The sequence below is a fragment of the Pseudobutyrivibrio xylanivorans genome (assembly GCF_008935055.1).
GTDB lineage: Bacteria > Bacillota > Clostridia > Lachnospirales > Lachnospiraceae > Pseudobutyrivibrio > Pseudobutyrivibrio xylanivorans_A.
Genome location: NZ_CP043028.1, coordinates 3285001 through 3306339, shown reverse-complemented (window position 1 = coordinate 3306339; position 21339 = coordinate 3285001). Strand labels below are relative to the sequence as shown.

Here is a 21339-nt window from a genome sequence, read left to right as displayed (position 1 = left end):
AAAGGACTGGCAGAAATGCCAGTCCTTTGTTACAATACTCTTTATGAAAAAGAAGATTATTTTAGGGATTTTAATTATTTTGTGGCTATGTTTCATCTGGGGCCACAGCATGCAGGTGGCAGAAGTATCAGATGCAGAAAGCGGAGTGTTCTTGGATTTCTTTTCAAAGTATCTCCCATTTATTCCATACAATGATGATGGAATGTTTCTGGTTAGAAAGGCTGCCCATTTTACAGAATATGGAGTGCTGGGGGTATTGATATCTCTAGAGGTGTCATGCTTCGTCACAGAAAGTTTTAGAAGATTCATTGAATCAGTTGGAATGGTGCTTTCAGCAGCATTTGTAGATGAAACAATTCAGCTCTTTGTCGAGGGTCGCTCAGGCCAGGTATCTGACATGTGGGTTGACTTAGCTGGAGCGACCCTTGGCATTTTACTGACAATTATTTTCCAATCATGGTTCCGGTCTGGCCGCCGACAGCATTGCCAGCATCGGAAAGCTTAGTGATAAGTACTTTACGGATGGCTGAGTCACCGATGTAATCGATGGCAGCCTGAATCTTTGGTGCCATATCTGTGGCACCGAATTCACCAGCTTCAAGCATTTTCTTAGCTTCTGATACAGAAATGTAATCAAGAGGCTCTTGGTTTTCTTTACCAAAATTTCTACAAACCTTAGTAACTGAAGTGAGGATGACAAGCATGTCTGCATCAAGCTCTGATGCAAGAAGACCTGCTGCTGTATCCTTTTCAACTACAGCTGATGCACCCTTAAGCTTGTTGTCCTGAGTGAGGACTGGGATACCACCACCGCCACAGGCAATGACAACCTGATCTGCCTCACAGAGTGCTTTGATAGCATCAATTTCTACAATTTCCATTGGCTTTGGTGCAGCCACAATTCTACGGAAACCGCCTTCCACCTGTGTGGTGTGATTGCCCTTGGCTTCCTCAGCTTCTGCCTCTTCGGCAGTCATAACTCTTCCAATTATTTTAGTAGGTTTATAAAAAGCTTCATCGTATGGGTCAACTGTAACCTGAGTGAGGATTGTTGATACTGGCTTGTAAACGCCGCGGCCAACTAACTCTGAGCGGATAGCCTGCTGTAAATCGTAGCCGATGTAGCCTTGGCTCATTGCTGAGCAGACAGACATTGGAGTAGGTGTGTAGTCTGGATGATTTTGATAGAACTCAGAAAGTGCAGTGTGAATCATGCCAACCTGTGGGCCATTGCTGTGTGTGATTACCACCTGATAGTCCTGGGCAATAAATTCTGCCACTGCAACAGCTGTGCGCTTAGTCGCATTCCACTGCTCCAAAACTGTAGTACCAAGTGCGTCATGTCCAAGTGCGATAACAATTCTCTTTTTGCTCATACGATGCCTCCATTTAATACGCAAATATGCAAGTTGTAATTAAATATGTACCTATTCTACCATAACGATTTTGAAAATAGTCAGATATTTATATAAAACTTTCGATAATATTATGAAACTTGGGTTAGGCTATTGCAACAAGAGTTAGATAGTGATATATTATATACGCGTTAGTGAGTACTAACGTAGATTATACAAATGAAATCGAGGTTAGAGATGATGCCATTAATCGTAGCGCCAGAAGGCGAAGAACAAATGATTAAAAGAATTGGCGGCAACGAAGAGGTTAAGCGCCATCTTCAGGAACTGGGATTTGTACCAGGTGGGTACGTCACAGTGGTAAGCCAGATTGGAGGAAATCTAATCGTTAATGTTAAGGATTCCAGAGTGGCTGTGGATAAGCAGCTGGCTCAGAAGATAATGGTTTAGTAAAAGGAGAGAAAATATGACACTGAGAGATGTTAAGATTGGCCAGACAGCCAAGGTAACAAAAATCACTGGCGAAGGCGCAGTAAAGCGCAGAATCATGGATATGGGAATTACTAAGGGCGTGGAGGTTTACGTTCGCAAGATTGCACCACTTGGAGATCCTGTGGAAATAACAGTCAGAGGCTATGAGCTTTCAGTTCGTAAGGCCGATGCAGAGATGATTGAAGTTTGCTAACAAAAGATTAGGAGGATAGAAAAGTGGGAATCAGAATTGCACTTGCAGGTAATCCAAACTGCGGTAAAACAACATTATTTAATGCACTTACAGGTTCAAATCAGTTTGTTGGAAACTGGCCTGGTGTTACAGTAGAGTATAAGGAAGGAAAGTACAAGGGTGACAAGGAAGTTAAGATTGTGGATCTCCCTGGTATTTATTCCCTTTCACCATACACACTTGAGGAGGTTGTTTCTCGTAACTACCTTATTGATGAGAAGCCAGAGGCAATCATCAATGTAATCGATGGTACAAACCTTGAGAGAAACCTTTATCTTACAACTCAGGTCGTAGAGCTTGGTATTCCAGTTGTCATCGCTATCAATATGATGGATGTTGTTGAGAAAAACGGCGACAAGATTAACACCAAGAAGCTTTCAGAGGAAATAGGTGTTCCTGTTGTAGAGATTTCAGCTCTTAAGAACAGAGGTCTCAAGGAAATCGTAGATGCAGCAGTTAAGGCTGCAAAGAGGGCAAATGCACAGTCACCAAAGCATAGATTTAATGGCTCAGTTGAACATGCACTTGCTCATATTGAGGAGCTTTGTTTACATAATATTAATGACGAAAATGTTCAGCGTTGGTATTCAATCAAGTTATTTGAGCGCGATGAGAAGATTCAGGAGAAGCTTGGTCTTTCAGCAGATGTTATCGGACATATCGAGAAGGACATCGCTTCTTGCGAGAAGGAGCTTGATGATGATGCTGAGTCTATCATCACAGGCGAGAGATATAATTACATTGGTACAATCATTAATGAATGTGTAAAGAAAGCTAAGAAGGGAATGACAACCTCTGACAAGATTGATCAGGTTGTTACTAACAGATTCCTTGCACTTCCAATTTTCGCAGTTGTAATGTTCCTGGTATATTTCGTTTCAGTTACAACAGTAGGTACATGGGCAACTGACTGGGCAAACGATGGTGTATTCGGCGATGGTTGGCACTTGTTTGCAATCGGTTCAAGTGACTATGCTGATGCAGCTGATGAGTTTACTGCAAACCAGCTTATCGTAGATGGCTATGACCTTATTGTTGAAGAGACAGGTTCAGAGCCTACAGGAGATTTTGAATATCCTGTAGAGGATGAGGAGACTGCAGCAGTTGAGTATGAGACAGCTTCACTTGATGATTACGCAGCTGCAAAAGCTTATGTAGAAGCTAACGAGGAGCCAGACCCAGCTGACTACGGCGTATGGATTCCTGGTGTTCCTGTATTTGTAGAGGCAGGCCTTGATGCTATTAATTGTAACGATGTAGTTAAGGGACTTATCCTTGATGGTATCGTAGCAGGTGTGGGTGCAGTGCTTGGTTTCGTTCCACAGATGCTTGTACTTTTCATCTTCCTTGCATTCCTTGAGGCTTGCGGTTACATGGCACGTGTTGCATTCATCATGGACCGTATCTTCAGAAAGTTTGGTCTTTCAGGTAAGTCATTCATCCCAATGCTTATCGGTACTGGTTGTGGTGTTCCTGGTATCATGGCATCACGTACTATCGAAAATGATAGAGACCGTAAGATGACAATCATGACAACAACATTTATTCCATGTGGAGCTAAGCTTCCATTCATCGCAATGGTAGCAGGCGCTATCTTCGGTGGAGCAGCTTGGGTTGCACCAACAGCTTATTTCCTTGGAATTTTCTCAATCATCGTATCAGGTATTATGCTTAAGAAGACAAAGCTCTTCGCTGGCGACCCGGCACCATTTGTTATGGAGCTTCCTGCATATCATTGGCCAACAGTTACAAATGTGCTTCGTAGTATGTGGGAGCGTGGCTGGTCATTCATTAAGAAGGCAGGTACTATCATCTTACTTTCAACAATCGTAGTTTGGTTCTGTACATTCTTTGGATTTGTTGATGGTGCCTTTACAATGCTTGAAGAGGATCAAATTGATTCTTCGATTTTAGCAGGTCTTGGTAAGGCGCTTGCTTGGATTTTCATTCCACTTGGCTTTGGTGATTGGGAGGCAACAGTTGCTTCAATCACAGGTCTTGTAGCTAAGGAAAACATCGTAGGTACACTTGCTATTATCTATGGTGCATCAGGAAATGTTTATGATACAATGCGAGCAGCATTTACTAATGCATCAGGTATGGCATTCCTTGCATTCAACCTTCTTTGCGCTCCTTGCTTCGCAGCCATGGGTGCAATCAAGCGTGAGATGAACAACACTAAGTGGTTCTGGACAGCCATCGGATATCAGTGTGGCTTCGCATGGGTAATCGGACTCATTATCTACCAGGTAGGCCGTGTGTTCACAGGTGAAGGTGCAGGTGTTGGTATCGTATTTGGACTTGCTGCAATCGCACTTTTGGTTTATGGTGTAGTAAGAAAGGATAAATACAATGGGAACAGCAATAGTAGTATTAATTCTAATAGTGATAGTGTCAGCAATAGTAAAATCGCTGGTTAAGAAACATAAAAACGGCGGCGGATGTGGTGGTAACTGCGGAAGTTGCGGTGGATGTCATTAATGCATAATAATACCCCTGGGAATATTTTCCCTAGGGGTATTTTTTTGAGTTACAGTTTGGTATGATGAAAATATGAACGACAAAATAAAATTTTCGGTAATTGTTCCTACCTATGGGGTAGGAGATTATATAGGTGATGCCCTAGGCTGCCTCATGATGCAAACCTATGACAACTTTGAGGTTATCATTGTGGATGACTGCTCTCCAGATAAATCTGGTGATATCGCGCGGACTTTTGTTCAGAGAGATGACAGATTTATCTACATACGGCACGACACAAATCAAGGTGTTTCGGCAGCAAGAAATACGGGCATAGATCATGCCACTGGAGATTACATTTTATTCCTCGATCCAGATGATTTGTATGAGCGAAATCTTCTTAGGGTGTGTGCAGCAGCATTACAGCGTAATCAGGTTGACTTGCTGGTGTATAGCTTCACTGAGGATTATCGTAATTACGAAACAGGTAAGATGGAATATAGAAAAGGTATTACTCTCGAGCTGTTGGATTATGATGATGATGTTATTTCCACCAACGACCCAGTAACTATCCATAGGCTTGCCATGCAGATGGAGGAAATTACCATGCTTGGCTACCCTTGGAACAAATGTTACAAGACCAGCGTTGTGAAGGAACATAACCTTCGTTTCCAGAAGATAAAGCATGTGGAGGATATCCTGTTCAACTGCGATATGCTTGATTATACTGAGTCGTTAATGATATTAAACGATGTGCTTTATCACTATCGTAACCAGGGACAGATGAGGCTCACAGGCGGCGAAATAGATGATTATTTTGAGTTGCAGAAAATTCGCGTTAAGCGAATTTATGAGCAGCAGCAAAAATGGAAGACTTGCGACTTTGAGGTTTTGGGAATCCTTGCCAAAGAATACTTCCGTAGCTTCCAGTCAGCTATGGTGCGACAGCTTGAAACTAAAACAAAAACTGACGATATTCTTGCATGGTGTAAGAAGGAATCACAGACAGAATTATTCCAGGAGTTTAGCAGATACCTTCCAAGCGATTCCAAAACAATAAAACTTCTCTACAAACCAATTGCCGATGGCATGTTTGGTACAGCTCTTCGTCGCGCGCGTTTGATGAAGTATACAAAACAGTACTTCCCAGGCGTGTTCAATCGCGCGAAGCAGATACGATAAGGTGGCGATTTGTCTGTTTGCTTTTAGGTATTGAAAGGGCTATAATGAATGTTGTGAGAAGGAGGGTTTTGTATGACTGAGGGCGGTTTTTTGATTTTCTTTTTTGCACTATTGTTACTAGTTGTCATTGTTGCAGTTATTGCAGTGGTATCTGCGGTTTCAGGTGCTGCGGCAGCAATTGTAGACGAGGAAGACGGCGAAGAGGATTAGCATCCTTATTTGAGATTATGTGAGACGTCTATGGAAATAGACGTCTCTTTTTATGGGAGACTGTGCCTTGGATATAAAAATATTTGTGGCGACACACAAACCTTGTCAATTGCTGGAGGAAGCCTGCTATGTTCCAATTCAGGTGGGCGCCGCTGGCAAAGACCCAATTACATACGAACAGCTTGGAATTAAAAATAGAACTGGAGCCATAATCAGGGATGATTGCGGAGAGAATATCTCCCAGAAGAATCCATATTATTGTGAGCTCACAGGTACATATTATATATGGAAGAATGTGACAGCAGATGTGGTGGGATTGTGCCACTACAGGCGATTCTTTGCTAGCAAGAAAAGTCTTGGCGATGACAAAGATGCTTTTAGCAATGTATTGACACAGCAGGAGATAGAAGCACTTATGTCAGAATATGATGTTATCATTCCGAAACGAAATAAATATTTTATTGAGACTCTGTATAGCCACTATTCACATACCATGGATGGCATGCATTTGGATGTGGCTCGTGAGGTAATGGCGAGAGTTTTTCCAGAGGATTTGAAATATTTGGATGCCATCTATTCACGAACTAATGGAAGTATGTACAACATGTGCATTATGAAAAAAGAATGCTTTGATGATTATGCTCAGTGGCTTTTCAAACTTCTTGAAGGAGTTGAGCAGCGTGTGGACGTAACCGGACTCTCCGCTTTCCAGGCACGCCTTTTTGGAAGAGTCAGCGAAATCCTTATGAACGTATGGATTTTGAAGATTCAGACCGAAGGAAAGAAGGTGACTGAGGTCACTGCAGCCTACTCTGAGAAAATCAATTGGATTAAAAAAGGCTGGTGGTTCTTAGAGGCCAAGTTCTTCGGTAAAAAGTACACAAAGAGTGCGTAAAGCAACAGATATTGGAATAATGTGGTGTAATACTCAGACAATTACTTTGTATAGTGTAAAATTCACAAAAAAGTTCTAACAAAACTGTTACTTTGTATAACGTATTTAGATTGATTTAGAAACTCATTGCATATATACTGTTTAAGGTATTGAAAATATACGATATTTAGGAAACGGCAATGAAGTTACAGGACACAAATTTTATAAAACTGACAAGCAAGGCCATTATCCAAGATACATCGGATGATGGCCATTTTTTATCAGCAGATTGGGAGAAAGTTTATGAGTTAGCCTGCAGGAATACTCTTGCAGGTGTGACTTATGACGTGGCAAAGGCACAGAGCAGCCTGCCAGAGGAACTTCGAAAGAGATGGGACTTCTTTCGATTCCAGATTTTTGTGCGTCAAAAGAAGCACTTCCATGCATTGATTGATTTGATTAGGGAGATTGAATCATCAGGGATTGACTATGCCATTTTTAAGGGCATAGTTGTTGCAGACTGTTATCCAAACCCTGCATACAGACCGTCATCCGATTCAGATATTTTAGTGGATTCAGGTGATGCAGCAGCAGTTTGTGCCATGATTGAAAAGCGTGGTTATGTGAAAAATGAGCACAAGACTAAAGAGCATGTCTTCGTTTATGAGAACGAAACGACGGGACATATGATTGAACTTCATACCACAGTCTATGAAGACTATGAAGGTCAGAAAATCGACAAACTTAAAGCAGCGGACTTAGAATCACCATCTAAGCGAATCACTGTGGAAGTCGACGGGGAAAAGGTTCGGACATTTGGTCACAATGAGCATCTTGTCTATCAGATGTTTCATATCATTAAGCATTTTATGCTTGAGGGAGCTAGTGTTAGATTCTTTACAGATATCACTCTGTTTGTAAATCGTCATTTCGACGAGCTTTCCAAGGATTATTTTTGGCAAATGATGGATAAATTGAATTATGGTTTCTTCTGCGAGAATTTCTTAGGAATTTGCGTGGAGTATTTTGGTATGAATCCAGCTTTTACAGAGGGCCGAAAGCCAAAAGCTTCAAAAGAAGTGTTGGAGGCTATGATTGTTGATTTTATCTACAAGGGCGACGAAGCACAGCTTAGAAGCGAGGATTGGCAGCTTACCACTACACTTGAGCCTTATCTTGTGGGTAATTTGACATCGGTTAATGGTAGCAAATCAGGACGTATCATAAGATTCCTTTTTCCAAAGGCTGAGGAGCTTGGAGAGAGATACGTATATGCGAAGGAGAATCCGCTCCTACTTCCAATAGCTTGGATTCACAGATTTGGTTATAAGGCTATCTGGAGCCTGTTCCAAAAGGAAGAGGGGCAGTACTCAGCTACTGAGAAGATGATAGTAGTGGAGAATAGACTTGGCCTTATGAGCAGTGTTGGACTTTTGGACGAGGAGTAATTTTTTAGAGTAATTGTTATGAGTAATTTTGGAAAATGGGTCAGAGATTGGCCTAATCAGAAAACATATTTTAAATGGTTGTGTGAATACACTAAGCCATATTTGCCAAAGATAATTCTCATTATGGGAATGGATATAGTTGGTACATTGTTTGGTCTTGGCATGGCCATTACTTCGAAGAGTATCATCGATAAGGCTACAGGTGGAAATGGCGTTATTGGTCTTTTAATTGCCTACGCAGTCATGATTTTAGCGGTGATTGTTTTTGATATGGGAAGCCAACTGCTTTCGCTGGTTTTGGATGAAAAGTTCTCATTTGGTATCCGAAAGCAGGTATACGAGCAAATTGTTCGTGCTTACTGGATGGATATAAAAAAATATCACACTGGTGATTTGATGACACGTCTTACCAGTGATGCGGGAAATATTGCAGACGGAATCATCTATACGATTCCAACTATTGTAAAGCTTGGAGTTCAGTTCTTGGCGGCATTTATCACGATGCTTTACTATCAGCCAATACTTGCGCTTGTTGCACTTTGTTTGGGACCGGTGGCTGCACTGGTGAGTATTTTCCTTGGACGTAAGCTAAAATATCTTTCTCTTAGAGTTCAGGAGTCAGAGTCAGTTTATCGTTCATTTATTCAGGAGAGCATGGCAAACCTTTTGGTAGTTAAATCATTCGCTAATGAGGATTATGCGACAAACAGATTGGTAGAGCTTAGAGATGAACGTTTTAACTGGGTATACAAGAAGAGCCGAATGAGCATCTTCAGTGGCTCGGTTATGTCGCTTAGTTTTCAGCTTGCGTACATTGTGGCTTTCACATTTGGAGCAATTTCATTATCAAGAAACACTATCACTTACGGAACAATGTCACTGTTTCTTGTGTTAATCAACAGAATTCAGGCACCAATTATTGGACTTGCACAGCAGATTCCAAAGATTGTTCAGATTTTTGCATCAGCAGAGCGTGTAATGGATTTGGAAAATATTCCACTTGAGAAGCGTGAAGCTGTTGATAAACCAGAGGGGTCAATAGGTGTTCATGTGGATAACCTCACTTTTGGTTATGATTCAAAGGAAAATGTTTTAGAGGACGTTAGTCTTGATATAAAGCCAGGAGAGTTTGTTGCTATTATCGGTGAATCGGGAATTGGAAAGACTACACTTATCAGACTTATCATGTCATTCATGAGTCGCTACAGTGGAAATATTTCGTTTCAGGGAGAGGACGGAAAGCCTGTACCAGCCGGCGCAGGAATGCGTGATTTCATGAGTTATGTTCCACAAGGCAATACCCTTTTCAGTGGAACCATCAGAGAAAATATCCGAATGGGTAAGCTTGATGCTACAGAGGAAGAGATGATAGAAGCTCTTAAGATGTCGGCAGCTTACGATTTCGTTATGGAACTCCCAAATGGGATAGATACAGTCATTGGCGAGAGAGGCCACGGTATATCAGAGGGTCAGGCGCAACGTATCGCCATTGCACGATGCCTTGTTAGAAAGGCTCCATTTATCATATTCGATGAGGCAACATCCTCATTGGATTCTGAGACAGAGATTGCGGTGCTTAAGGGATTAGAGAGCATTTCACCAAAGCCTACTTGCATCATAATCACACATAGATTATCTGTGCTTCCATATTGTGACAGGCAGATCAAAATCGAAAATAAAAAGATAGACAAGAGGGAAATAAGTTATGGATTTAATGAACAAGAAAATCAAAATCGAAAAGAAGCTTGACGTAACAGAGCTTGACGGGGAGAAAGTTATGATTGATTTTGATAGCGGCAAATATTTCATGATTAAGGGAAGCGGCAACGATATCTGGGATATGATGGAGGATAACATGGATATCAGCACTATCGTTGAAAACCTTTTGAAGGAATATGATGTGGACAGAGAAGTTTGTCAGGAGTCTGTTATCTCATTCGTAAATCAAATGAAGGATTATGGTTTTGTATCATTGGTTTAAGAGATGAATGTAGTTAATTTTTTTAAGATCAATCCAAATAAAAAAATGACACTTGCCATCTATGGACTAACTGCGTTTTATCGCGCCCAGATGCTTTTGATTCCAAGCAAGAAGCTTGAACAACACTGGGGCGATAAGGGCGTGGAGTCACCTGAGGAGGATACCAGGGAGCACTATTGGTATGCTTACTGCGTATCCTGCGAGGTGAACCGAATCGCAGACAAGACGCCATGGGAGAGCAAGTGCTTGGTGCGCGCTCTTACAGCGCGTTTTCTTTTACACCGCAAGAGTATTCTTACCACCATGTATCTTGGCGTTGGTAAGGATGAGCAGGGTTCAATGATTGCACATGCCTGGCTCAGATGTGGTGATAAATATGTAACAGGTGGCGACGGCAGCAGCTATGCCACCGTGGCAAAATTTTGTATGTAACACTCTGGTGGCCTTGTAAGTGTCAAGCTCTTGGTGTTACTCAGTGAAACATGTAGTTGAACAGAGTAATACCAAGGCTTGTCGCTGTAACAAGGCTGATTAGAGAGGGTTGGAGAATTGTTATGAGTTTCAAATATTTATTATATGGTCTCCATGTGGAGTCCGAACTGGAAATCGAAGAGGCTTACGCCCAGGACTTCGATGGTGAACCAGATGTTAAGGTGGTCTATGGGGACCTTCCTAACGAAGTAAAAGCAATGTATAAAGATAAAATGGAATCAGATTTTTTTGTCGCAACAACTAGGTCAGCAATGGCATTTAGAATCCCTGATGTGGGAGATTATTGGGTAACTGAAAACATTATCACAATTAAGCCATTTGAAAATGCTGCTGAAGAACAGATTAAATGCTTCCTTTTAGGAAGCTCCTTTGGTTACTGTATGATTCTTAGAAATATGGTTGTAATGCATGGTGGTGGAATATCTAAATACGGCAAGGGGGTCATTGTTACTGGCGAAAGTGGTGCTGGCAAGTCTACGGTTTCGGATTCTCTTTTAGATATGGGGTACAAGTTTATAGCAGATGATGTATGTGCACTTACTGATAATGGAAGTAAGGCACATATCAACATGGCTTATCCACAGCAGAAGCTTTGCAGAGATGCAGCTTTGAACAGAGGATATAATCTAGAGGATTTAATCTATATAAATGAAGATAGAGATAAATTTGCACTCAGATTAAAGGATGGCTATCTAGTAGATGGAAAGGATTTTGATTATCTTTTTGAACTTGTTGTGTCAGATTCCGATGAACTTGATATTCGTGAGGTGAAGGGGCAGGAGAAGCTATCATTATTGATGAAGAATATTTATCGAGGTTCTGATGGATTCCATAGTTGGGGGGTACCACCGATGTATATGAAGCAGTGTCTCAAGGTGGCATCCACGATTAAGGTGTACCAGATAGCTCGCCCTAAGGCTATTAATACACTACCTGATATCATTGGATTTATAGATAAATGTGTTCAAGAGGGGGCATAAATGTCTGCTATATTTGGTGTTATTGATTTAAAAAAAGGTGAAGTAAATTCTAAAATAGGGGAGAAGTTTGCTGAAAAGTATAGAGAATGTGCTATTGATAGATTAGAGTATGGCATAGACAATAATGTACTTATGGGTTGTGGAATACAGTATTTTAACAAGGAAGCTGAAAAGGAACAGCTTCCTTATTACGATGAGAAGAAAGACTTGTTTTTTACAGCAGATTGCGTAATTGACAATCGTTTTGAATTAATTGGACAATTGGGACTTCCAGATGATATTCCTGATGGAAGGATTATTCTTGAGGCTTACTATAAATGGGGAGAGGCTTGTCTTGAGAAATTAAGGGGGGCTTTTTCTTTTGTAATATATAGCAGAAAAGACAATGCAGTATTCATGGCTGTAGATCAGTTCGCACAGCGATGCCTTATGTACCATGTAAGAGACGGGGTGCTTTATTTTTCTACTCTGTTTTTCCCTATGCTGGATTGCACAGGGCTTCAGTTTAAAGAGAATGAAAGGTGGCTTGTTGATACAGTATCCATGCGATCACCTGCTATGATTACTGAACCAAGAGAGACGGCGGCATTAGATGTATTTAAGGTTGTTTCTGGTACTTATGTAGAATTCAAGTTGGTTGCTTCGAATTGTGAAATAGAAACACGTGAGACTAGATATTTTGATCCACAAAATAGAATCAAGACGGATTGGTCTATTACGCTTGAGCAGAGCGAAGAAATGGCTAGAGATACCATGACTAAATCAGTTTCAATGATTTTGAGAGATGATATTAAAATATCTTCACAGTTGAGTTCAGGGCTCGATTCATCAACTGTAGCGTGTATAGCTGCTGGGAAATTAGCAGCAAAAGGAGAAAAACTCTATACTTATACATCAATTCCATTAAAGGAGGCGGGGCTGCCTGAAAAAGGCTATAGAGTCTACAACGAGCAAAAGGGAGTGGAAGTTATTTGCAAGGCATATCCGAATATTGTGCCAACTTTTGTCGATTCAAAAGGGCGCAGCTATTTAACAGAGGTTGACGATATATTGGATTATTGGGAAATGCCATGCAAATCACAACAGAATGCAATCTGGCTAGATGAAATTTACAAACAGGCTTCTAAAAATGGTGTCAAAATAATGCTTACAGGTGCTACGGGAAATACTACCATTTCTGCCGGAGATTTTACCAACTCAGCTGTATTTTATGCTAAAAAATTTAGATTCTTGAAAGCGTTACGAATGCTCGATCCATTGAAAAATAATAATGCTTCCCGAAAGAAATTTATCAAGGGTATGTTCAAAAGTTTAGTGGATTATTATAAATGGTATTTTGATGAAGATGCAAAGAATGTTTATCGGGAAAATGTTACTAGAAAAGATATTGGTGAAAAGAACAATCTGACAAATCGTTTTCGAAAGAAGATGATGCATTATTATCCATTTACGAGCATGAATAAAATGCGGGAATATATGTATATGATAGATGCTAATTCTCAAATAGGAGAAATTGACACCAAGGACAGTTTAAAATATGGAATACTTCTGAGAGATCCAATCAGAAATGTAGAAGTAGTTGAAATGTGTTTAAAGCTTCCAATGGAGTGCTTCTCATCCTCTGATTTCGATCGACGATTAGTTCGAGTGGGCATGAAAGGGATAGTTCCGAAAGAAATTCGCGAGGATATATGTCATAGGGGCGCCCAGAGTGGTGATAATATTTATAGAGCAAATAAGGTATGGCCTGAAACAAAAACTATAATTAAGGAATCAATATATACAGCCCATGTATTGAAGTATATTGATCAAAGTAAAGTGGACACTTTGATTAAGAGCGTAGATGATGGATTGGATAAGGGGGATGGACTATTAGTTAGTGATATATATTCTTTTTCTAAATATTTGAAAATTCTTGAGAAGAAGAATGTCATCTAACAATTCTAACAAAACACAACAGATTCTAACAAAACTGTTAGGTGTATTGTAAAAATGTGTTCGTAACATTATATTATATAACGTAGCAAGGGCTATATAGTTTTTTAAAGAAAAGAGGGAAAAATTATGAAGACATGGAACACTCCAGTAGTTGAGGAAATCAACTTCACAGCAACACAGTACGGTGGACCACAGGATAACGATTTTGATAATCAGTGGTACAACACAGAGACAGGCAAATGGGAAGGAACATTTAAGTCTTAAGATTTAGATTTCTCAACAATACTAAAAACGGAGGAAATTACTATGAAGACATGGGAAAATGCAGCTGTAGAGGAAATCGAATTCACAGCAACAAAGGAAGGTGGAGTACCTTCACGTCGTTTCGATAATCATTGGTTTGATGAGAATGGTGCAGAGCACGTAAACTTTGAATCATAATCAAAGGATTGTTAAATGATTACAAAGCGGGGACCACAAGGTTCCCGCTTTTTTGCGAATTTGATTAAATTTTTGTGATAGAATGTTTTGGTATTTTTAGCACTGAAGATGTTAGCGCATGCTAGCATGGAGGGTTTAATGAGCAACAGGTTATTACTAGTAGACGACGATCAAGAAGTGTTGTCAATTAACAAAAAGTTTTTCGAGCAGTACGGCTACGACGTGGTCACAGCTACAGATAGTGTGATGGCCATCGGGGAGCTTTCTGATAACAGCGCTTTTGATTGTATTGTTTTGGATATAATGATGCCAGGTGTAAACGGTTTTGAGCTTTGCAAATGGGTTAAAGATAGATATAATACTCCGGTTATTTTCCTTACAGGAAAGGATTCGGAGGATGACAAGGTAAATGGTCTGCTTTTAGGCGCAGACGATTATATGGTGAAGCCATACAGCTTGAGAGAGCTAGAGGTCAGGATTCAGGTGCTGATTAGAAGGTACAAGAACACTGCTTCACCAAGGACGGAAATCATAGATTTTGCGCCACTTCATATCGATTTATCAAAGCATGCGGCATATTTCAATGATGAAAAGATTCAGTTGTCAAACAAGGAACTGGATTTTCTAATATTGCTTGCAAAATCGCCTACTAAAACTTTTACATTCGAGGAATTAGGCAATTCTATTTGGGGCGGCTATATTGATTCGGATCGCAAGACGATAATGGTTACCGCCAGTAGACTTAGAAAGAAATTGGACCTTTATCCGGGGTTGGAAAATAGTATCGAAACTATCTGGTCAAAGGGATATAAGTTTGCTATGAACAAAAAGGCTTAATTTTTTGTATTAAGATAACAAAAAGAACAAATATAAAAGATATACTAAAATGAATAAATATGAAGAACGATTTTAAAACACCGGAATTATCGGTGTCAGATTTAACACAATCACTATACGAGGTTTCCAAGAAACTACAGCAGGCTAATAGGGATCTGCAGGCTCACGAGGAGGATATGGCTCTTTTTTATGCTAATATTTCCCATGACCTTCGTTCACCGATCACTGCTATCAGCAACGGAATTGAGTATCTTCAGTCCAACGAGGATAATATTTCCAAGGGAGAACTTCATGACACCTTGAAGGTGATGTCGGAGAGAACTAAGTATCTTACGCAACTCATCAACGATATTTTCTTGATGGCTTCGCTTGATACACCATCGCTTTCAGTCCATACGGAACCGGTAAACCTCCGTTTCTTTTTGGAGGATTACTTCTATATGAATCAAGTGGATGTGGCTTACGAGGGATGCGACTTGGAGCTTAAGCTTTCGGATGCATTTATCGAGCTTAATCCATTCGTTATGTTAGATCCGCATTTGATTGCCAGAGCGCTGGACAATCTTTTTACCAATGCGGTGAAATATTGTGACGATAAGCCAAAGATTATCCTTGGCGCAGATATTATTGATGACGGCAGTTTAGTAGTTTTTGTGAGAGATAATGGCATCGGAATCGATGCTAAAAATATTGAGAAGATTTTTGATAGAGGTTATCGCGTGGATGCCTCTAGAACCCCTGGGGCGGACAATGGATGTGGCTTCGGTCTTTCTATAGTGAAGAGCATCGTTGAGTGCCACGGGGGAAGTATCACTTGTGAGAGTACGCTGGGAGAGGGGACAGAATTCAGGACAGTATTTTCAATTGATAGGCACACGGGCACGCTAGGATAAGTTATAAAAGGAACAGATAATTAATGAAGGGTAGTAGTAAAAAGAGAATAATTCTAAAGTGTTTGCTGATTATCTTTGGACTGCTTATGTGTGGATTTATTGCTCCTTTAAAGTTAACAAAATATGATTTCAGGTATGAAAATCTACCAGATGAATTTGACGGATATAGGATTTTTCAGATTTCAGACTTTCACTGTAAGTCCTTCGGAAAAGACGAGGAACCATTGATAAAGATGGTAAAGAAGGCAAACCCTGATATTATTGTTTTGACAGGTGACATTGTTGATGAGGTTCATACCACAAAGAATGCTGAGGCTTTGCTGAAGGGGATTACGGATTTGGCACCAGTTTACTATGTAACTGGCAATCATGAGTATGTGAGTGGTGCTCCTTATGACGAATTCATCGAACTGTGCAATCAGTACGGGGTAAAGGTTCTTCATGACGAGACTGTCGAGATAAAAAAAGGTAATTCGAAGATACTTCTTACTGGGGTTGACTACACTTACAATTCTGTGGCTCACATGAAGGATGTCGTGGGTTACGCTAACCAGAACTATTTTAATGTTCTGCTGTACCATGATTCTAGCAAGTTTAACTATATTTCTGAGTATGGCTATGACCTGGTTCTTTGTGGCCATGGTCATGGAGGTCTTGTGCGCCTCCCATACTTTGGAGGAGTGTTTGGTACGGATGGTCATTTATTCCCTAAGTACGATTACGGAGTATTTAAGGAAAAAAACTCAACCATGGTATCAAGCTCAGGCTTGGGCAATGCACGCATCCCTCGTTGGAATAACCCGAGGGAGTGCGTAGTTATTAAACTTCATAAGGAAAAATAAGCATTCATTGTATCTACCCACTGACTGCTTGAAAGGTGCATTATTACATAGAAAAATAATTTGTGTGGATTTTGTTAAATAGAATAATGTTTAGAAATCCTTCACAAATTAGGCTCCCAAAAAGATTAAAATATACAACTGAGTAGAAAATTCTTTTTTGAAGGGAGTAAGATTATGACGAGACAGATTGAGAAGGTATTAGCATTAATGGTGACTGCAACAGTGGTTGGCGCAATGTTTGTTGGCTGTGGTAGCAGTGCAGGGCAGGCGGCGGGGAAAGAGAGCGCGACTCTTTCTGAAGAGGCAGCGCCTACTTCGGCATCAGAAGAAAAGGTTGGCGCCCCATATTTCACAAAGGGCGTGTATGCAAACTATTCTTCAGAACTTGACAATCCAACTAAGGATTATTTTTATGTGTTCTATGATGAAGGCGCAGGCTATACCGATGATGGAGTTAGCGGCTTACCATTCAGCTGTACACAGGAAGATGGAAAAATCACATTTTCATTTGGTGGCGAAGGTGAAGCAGAGGAAGTTCTTGTTGTTACCGAAGTGAAAGATGACCTTGTCTATGCATATTTTGAGGGCGCAGAGGATAGACCACTTGTATTTGAATTGATGGCAGATGCTGACCCTGATAATTTTAGTGCTGAGAATTATCTTGGCAATGGCACTGACAATGTGTATAATGACGCAAATGGCTGGAGGGTTCATTACAATCCAAGCTGTATAGAAGTTAACACTCAGGGCAATATTACTACATTTGTCTATACTGGTGACTGCGCAGGAACATGCATGGTTTCTGTAACCTATGATGTTGATAAAAATGCAAAGGAAGTCAGCGAAGACCTTGCAAAGCAGTATGGAGATAGCGCATCAGTTAGCGAGGGGATTTTCCCTGGAACAGAGGATGAAAAGGGATATTGGATTACATCTTCATCAGATGGGAATGATTCAGGTCTTTACATGACTGGAATCGTGAGAGATTATATGGAAGGCTATCTTTTGTTTGAAAATATAATGCACATGGGTGGAGACGAAGAAATGGATATGGCGGCGTCAGACAGTTTGGCAACAATCATTGATTCGTTACAGTTTTCAACAAATGAGAATTAAGCTGTTAAGTAAAATATAAAAGGATTTTTAAAAGGCTCAAGGTGAATTGTCACTTTGAGTCTTTTGAATGTAAGGCAAAAGTATATGAAGATTTATTATCACCTACCAGGTTTATTTGAATTTTATGAGCTGTACAAGGCTTTTCTACCATTATTTCGTGAACATAGAGAATACTTCTATGACTGGTGTGAAATAGGCTCAATTTACGGCGCACCTGGAGATTGCATATGGGGTGGAGGCAGAATAGGCTTTGGAGAGGCATCTCCAAAGGCTGTATATTCTCTAATGGATGAGTATGGAATCTCATCGCGCCTTACCTTTAGCAATTCGTTGTTGAACGAAGAGCATCTTAACGATAAAAAATGTAATACATTATGTAAGCTCTTTGAAAAGAATGACAAGGTGAAAAATGGAATAATTGTTCATTCGGATTTGCTGCTTGAGTATTTAAAGGTTAATTATCCGGACTTCTATTTCGTTTCTTCTACAACAAAAGTGTTGACGGATTTTGATACATTTGTGGATGAATTAAACAAAGATGATTTTAGATATGTTGTTCCAGATTTTAGGTTGAATAAGGAATATGAGAAGCTAAATATTTTGTCGAATGAACAAAAAGAAAAGGTTGAATTTCTCTGCAATGAATGTTGCTGGTTTGGCTGTTATGACAGAAAGCGATGCTATGAAAATGTGAGCAGAAAGAGTCTGGGAGATACTTGTGAAGACCATATTTGCGTCTCTCCCACCGCAAAAAGAGGCTATAGATTTTCCGATGCTATGAATAACCCAGGGTTCATAGGTGTATATGACATTGTAAAAATATATGAGCCCAATGGCTTTTCAAATTTTAAGATTGAGGGACGTGGTTTGGGTAGTGCTATAATTTTAGAGTTTTTACTATATTATATGACTAAACCTGAGTATATTTTAAAGGTTAGGGAGGAGATATATCTTGATAGTATGTTGGATTTGTTTTAACTTAGAATAGAGTATGTGGGTATGAGGATAATTATATCCTATGTATTTTTTCTATAGGAGGAATAATGAATGATACTTGGAATTGCAGGCAATGGTGTGATTGTTGAAGAAGTTTTATCTTTCATAGATGAAATAGGATTTGACGAGGTACGTATTTGCGGAAGAAAGCAAAGTGAGGATAAACTCAACACTTTGGCTAAGAAATATAATTTGGGTACTGTATATACGGATTTTGATGAAATGTTAAAGTCTGATATTGATGTGGTATACGTAGGCGTTTTAAATGATTTGCATGTGGAATATTCTAGACGTGCACTGGAGGAAAAGAAACATGTAATATGCGAAAAACCAATTACTATCAAGACTTCTGAGCTAGATGAATTAGATGCTTTGGCAAAGAAAAATGGTGTGATGCTATTTGAGGCTATGAGTGTTTATCACATGCCTGCATATAAGCAGCTGCAGAAGGATGTAAAGCTGGTTGGGGATTTAAAGCTTTGCATGTTTAACTATAGTCAGCGTTCCCGCAAGTATACAGCTTTTCATAATGGAGAAAGCACTCCAGCAGTGTTTGATCCTGCTCACAATGGTGGGGCGCTTAGGGATCTAAATGTCTATAATATTTCTGCGATGGTGGGACTCTTTGGCGAGCCCAAAGGTGTTACATATAGTGCTAACATGGAAAGAGGCGTGGATACTAGCGGAGTATTGATTGCTGATTATGGCAATTTTAAATGTATCTGTGTGGGTTCAAAGGAAACTGTGGCACCTGGACCAACTACTATTCAGGGCACAGATGCTACAATTTGCGTTTATCCGCATGTAAATGGCATGCAGGAGTATGATGTGATTTTCAATGATGATACCACCGAGACAAAAGAGGTTGACTATTCGGATGGTAATCATCGTTTATATTTTGAGTTCGTAGATTTTAAAAGAATAATCGAGGAAAATGACCAAACAGCATGTGATGCAATAATGGCATGTAGCAAGGCTGTTGCACGAATAATTGATGAGGCTACTTCCTAGTGAGGTGACCTCATTTTTCTATTTTCGCAAAATATAATGACATTTATCACTAGATTAGTAATATATTTAAAGCTATATTGTTTTTATAATAAAACCAACAAAGGAAATATATTTATTGGTGGGATAAAAAATTTTAGGATGTAGGAAGGAAATTATTATGAAAAAGAGATTATACAAGAGCGCAGATAGGAAAATTTGTGGTGTTTGTGGCGGAATAGCAGATTATTTCGATGTGGATCCAACTGTAGTTAGATTGTTATGGGTATTGTTTACATTAGCTGGAGGCTCAGGAATCCTTGCATATATCATAGCTGCAATCATTATGGAAGATGAGCCTGGTTATATTGATGTTGATCAATAAAACATTTTGGAGGGTTTAATTATGTTATCACTATTATTTTTTATATTATTCTTTGCAGTATTCGGAAAGATGATAGGCTTTGCTTTTCGCGCAACATGGGGACTGCTTAAGGTTTTATTGGTTATAGTTTTCTTGCCTTTGATATTAGTAGGACTTGTATTTGGCGGTTTGCTCTACATTGCATTTCCGATATTAATAATAGTCGGAATAATCAGCTTAATAGCGAATGCAGCATAAGGTTAGGCTGTGTGACACGTTTGTGACAATTTGTTTGATATACTTATCTCAACGTAGGAGGAAGCTTATTTTAAGGAGCGTGTGACATGGTAAAAATCAATGTAGAATTAAGAAAAATGTTTGCAGCTTGTTTCATTGTCTTATCAACTATCGTTGTAATGTCTGGTTGTGGTGCAGAATCCACAAAAGCTGAAGGGAATAAGGCGTTTATCGATGTTAGCGCTGACGGAAGAATAGTAACTGCAAATTTTGATGGTACAAATGCTGGAACAGCAGGTGCTAGCGGGATAACAATAAATGAAAACGAATACCTTATTATAGACAGAGCACTTAGTGAAGGGGTTGTTCATGTAAAGCTTATACCAGGTGGAGATGATATTGATTGGGACATAACAAATGATGTCCCTGCTACGATTGATTATATTTTTGACGAAGCAGGAATAGTTGAATATGAATCAATAGCTCCAGGTAATTATATGGTAAAGGTTGAGGTGGAGGAAAATGCCACAGGAACAGTTGCTTTCTCGGTAATGGATGACACAGCCGACTAAAGTTACTAAGTGCTTTATAGCAAAGTAAATAGAAAGTAGGCCTGTTGTTTGTAAAATTAGCACAATTCAAACAATAGGCCTATTTTTTATTTATTGATTTACTTTGGGAAAATATGCAAAAAACACTTTACAACCTGCAATCAGGATGATATTATAATCGAGCACTGAGGGACAGCAAGTCACACAGAGCAAAACAAATAAACGAAGATTGATAACTGAACAGTGAAACAAACCTTGAATTAATACAAGTTTTTAAAACATGTATCCTTGAAATTCATTTAGTTTCTAAGACGAAACAAAACCTTTAATTATAGTAAACAAGTCAGTTTTATACTGATTCGGAATTAAACTTTTTAACATGAGAGTTTGATCCTGGCTCAGGATGAACGCTGGCGGCGTGCTTAACACAT

General features: G+C 39.7%; 26 protein-coding genes and 1 rRNA gene (1 of these 27 only partly in view). 26 read left to right on the top strand and 1 reads right to left on the bottom strand.

Annotation, left to right across the window (positions count from 1 at the left end):
• The first annotated feature begins 43 nt into the window (after window positions 1-43).
• Window positions 44-505: a VanZ family protein gene (locus FXF36_RS14825; RefSeq protein ID WP_151625414.1), complete on the top strand. Its 462-nt coding sequence runs from the start codon at window positions 44-46 to the stop codon at window positions 503-505.
• Here the strand turns inward: FXF36_RS14825 and FXF36_RS14820 are convergent.
• Window positions 444-1376 carry a carbamate kinase gene (locus FXF36_RS14820; RefSeq protein ID WP_151625412.1) on the bottom strand — a complete coding sequence of 311 codons (933 nt, stop codon included), beginning with the start codon at window positions 1374-1376 and terminating at the stop codon, window positions 444-446. The two genes, FXF36_RS14825 and FXF36_RS14820, sit on opposite strands and share 62 nt — an antisense overlap.
• A gap of 255 nt (window positions 1377-1631) precedes the next feature.
• On the opposite strand from FXF36_RS14820, the gene FXF36_RS14815 reads away from it, so the two are divergent.
• The 25 genes from FXF36_RS14815 to FXF36_RS14710 all read left to right on the top strand — a co-directional run.
• Window positions 1632-1805, top strand: a complete 174-nt coding sequence (locus FXF36_RS14815; protein ID WP_243143531.1) for a FeoA family protein — start codon at window positions 1632-1634, stop codon at window positions 1803-1805.
• Window positions 1806-1821: 16 nt separating this feature from the next.
• The gene (locus FXF36_RS14810) at window positions 1822-2040 is read left to right on the top strand and encodes a FeoA family protein (protein WP_151625410.1); all 219 of its coding nucleotides are present in this window, start codon (window positions 1822-1824) and stop codon (window positions 2038-2040) included.
• A gap of 23 nt (window positions 2041-2063) precedes the next feature.
• On the top strand, window positions 2064-4499 hold the full coding sequence (gene feoB / locus FXF36_RS14805; RefSeq protein WP_151625408.1) for a ferrous iron transporter B: 2436 nt from the start codon (window positions 2064-2066) through the stop codon (window positions 4497-4499).
• Window positions 4465-4560: a FeoB-associated Cys-rich membrane protein gene (locus FXF36_RS16660; protein WP_243143530.1), complete on the top strand. Its 96-nt coding sequence runs from the start codon at window positions 4465-4467 to the stop codon at window positions 4558-4560. The genes feoB and FXF36_RS16660 overlap by 35 nt, the downstream gene beginning before the upstream one ends.
• A 72-nt stretch (window positions 4561-4632) precedes the next feature.
• Window positions 4633-5721: a glycosyltransferase family 2 protein gene (locus tag FXF36_RS14795; RefSeq protein ID WP_151625404.1), complete on the top strand. Its 1089-nt coding sequence runs from the start codon at window positions 4633-4635 to the stop codon at window positions 5719-5721.
• A 72-nt stretch (window positions 5722-5793) separates the two neighbouring features.
• The gene (locus tag FXF36_RS16415; RefSeq protein WP_167511410.1) at window positions 5794-5931 is read left to right on the top strand and encodes a hypothetical protein; all 138 of its coding nucleotides are present in this window, start codon (window positions 5794-5796) and stop codon (window positions 5929-5931) included.
• Between the two features lie 67 nt (window positions 5932-5998).
• Window positions 5999-6826, top strand: coding sequence for a DUF4422 domain-containing protein (locus tag FXF36_RS14790; protein ID WP_202880049.1), 828 nt, complete (start codon window positions 5999-6001; stop codon window positions 6824-6826).
• A 179-nt stretch (window positions 6827-7005) separates the two neighbouring features.
• Window positions 7006-8253, top strand: a complete 1248-nt coding sequence (locus tag FXF36_RS14785) for a nucleotidyltransferase domain-containing protein (RefSeq protein ID WP_151625401.1) — start codon at window positions 7006-7008, stop codon at window positions 8251-8253.
• An 18-nt stretch (window positions 8254-8271) separates the two neighbouring features.
• Window positions 8272-10002: an ABC transporter ATP-binding protein gene (locus FXF36_RS14780; RefSeq protein WP_151625399.1), complete on the top strand. Its 1731-nt coding sequence runs from the start codon at window positions 8272-8274 to the stop codon at window positions 10000-10002.
• Window positions 9959-10234: a PqqD family peptide modification chaperone gene (locus FXF36_RS14775; RefSeq protein ID WP_151625397.1), complete on the top strand. Its 276-nt coding sequence runs from the start codon at window positions 9959-9961 to the stop codon at window positions 10232-10234. Before FXF36_RS14780 ends, FXF36_RS14775 begins: the two co-directional genes overlap by 44 nt.
• Before the next feature lie 3 nt (window positions 10235-10237).
• Window positions 10238-10666 (top strand): lasso peptide biosynthesis B2 protein, encoded by a 429-nt coding sequence (locus FXF36_RS14770; protein ID WP_151625395.1) that lies wholly within the window; start codon window positions 10238-10240, stop codon window positions 10664-10666.
• 122 nt (window positions 10667-10788) lie between these two features.
• On the top strand, window positions 10789-11706 hold the full coding sequence (locus FXF36_RS14765; RefSeq protein WP_151625393.1) for a dephospho-CoA kinase: 918 nt from the start codon (window positions 10789-10791) through the stop codon (window positions 11704-11706).
• Complete coding sequence (locus FXF36_RS14760) at window positions 11707-13644, top strand: asparagine synthase-related protein (RefSeq protein ID WP_151625391.1); 1938 nt, start codon at window positions 11707-11709, stop codon at window positions 13642-13644.
• Between the two features lie 126 nt (window positions 13645-13770).
• On the top strand, window positions 13771-13908 hold the full coding sequence (locus tag FXF36_RS16410) for a hypothetical protein (protein ID WP_167511409.1): 138 nt from the start codon (window positions 13771-13773) through the stop codon (window positions 13906-13908).
• 42 nt (window positions 13909-13950) lie between these two features.
• On the top strand, window positions 13951-14085 hold the full coding sequence (locus FXF36_RS16760) for a hypothetical protein (RefSeq protein WP_263008652.1): 135 nt from the start codon (window positions 13951-13953) through the stop codon (window positions 14083-14085).
• Window positions 14086-14223: 138 nt separating this feature from the next.
• Complete coding sequence (locus FXF36_RS14755) at window positions 14224-14922, top strand: response regulator transcription factor (RefSeq protein WP_167511408.1); 699 nt, start codon at window positions 14224-14226, stop codon at window positions 14920-14922.
• 59 nt (window positions 14923-14981) lie between these two features.
• Window positions 14982-15815 carry a sensor histidine kinase gene (locus FXF36_RS14750; RefSeq protein WP_151625387.1) on the top strand — a complete coding sequence of 278 codons (834 nt, stop codon included), beginning with the start codon at window positions 14982-14984 and terminating at the stop codon, window positions 15813-15815.
• 23 nt (window positions 15816-15838) lie between these two features.
• Complete coding sequence (locus FXF36_RS14745; protein ID WP_151625385.1) at window positions 15839-16657, top strand: metallophosphoesterase; 819 nt, start codon at window positions 15839-15841, stop codon at window positions 16655-16657.
• 174 nt (window positions 16658-16831) lie between these two features.
• Window positions 16832-17773 carry a hypothetical protein gene (locus FXF36_RS14740; protein ID WP_151625383.1) on the top strand — a complete coding sequence of 314 codons (942 nt, stop codon included), beginning with the start codon at window positions 16832-16834 and terminating at the stop codon, window positions 17771-17773.
• 84 nt (window positions 17774-17857) lie between these two features.
• Window positions 17858-18751, top strand: coding sequence for a hypothetical protein (locus FXF36_RS14735; protein ID WP_151625381.1), 894 nt, complete (start codon window positions 17858-17860; stop codon window positions 18749-18751).
• A 69-nt stretch (window positions 18752-18820) separates the two neighbouring features.
• Window positions 18821-19780: a Gfo/Idh/MocA family protein gene (locus FXF36_RS14730; protein ID WP_151625379.1), complete on the top strand. Its 960-nt coding sequence runs from the start codon at window positions 18821-18823 to the stop codon at window positions 19778-19780.
• 157 nt (window positions 19781-19937) lie between these two features.
• Complete coding sequence (locus FXF36_RS14725; protein ID WP_151625377.1) at window positions 19938-20141, top strand: PspC domain-containing protein; 204 nt, start codon at window positions 19938-19940, stop codon at window positions 20139-20141.
• 21 nt (window positions 20142-20162) lie between these two features.
• A complete protein-coding gene (locus tag FXF36_RS14720) occupies window positions 20163-20378 on the top strand; it encodes a hypothetical protein (protein ID WP_151625375.1) in 216 nt (71 codons plus the stop codon).
• 86 nt (window positions 20379-20464) lie between these two features.
• Window positions 20465-20929 carry a hypothetical protein gene (locus tag FXF36_RS14715; protein ID WP_151625373.1) on the top strand — a complete coding sequence of 155 codons (465 nt, stop codon included), beginning with the start codon at window positions 20465-20467 and terminating at the stop codon, window positions 20927-20929.
• Window positions 20930-21283: 354 nt separating this feature from the next.
• Window positions 21284-21339: ribosomal RNA gene (locus FXF36_RS14710) — 16S ribosomal RNA — on the top strand (it continues 1476 nt past the right edge of the window).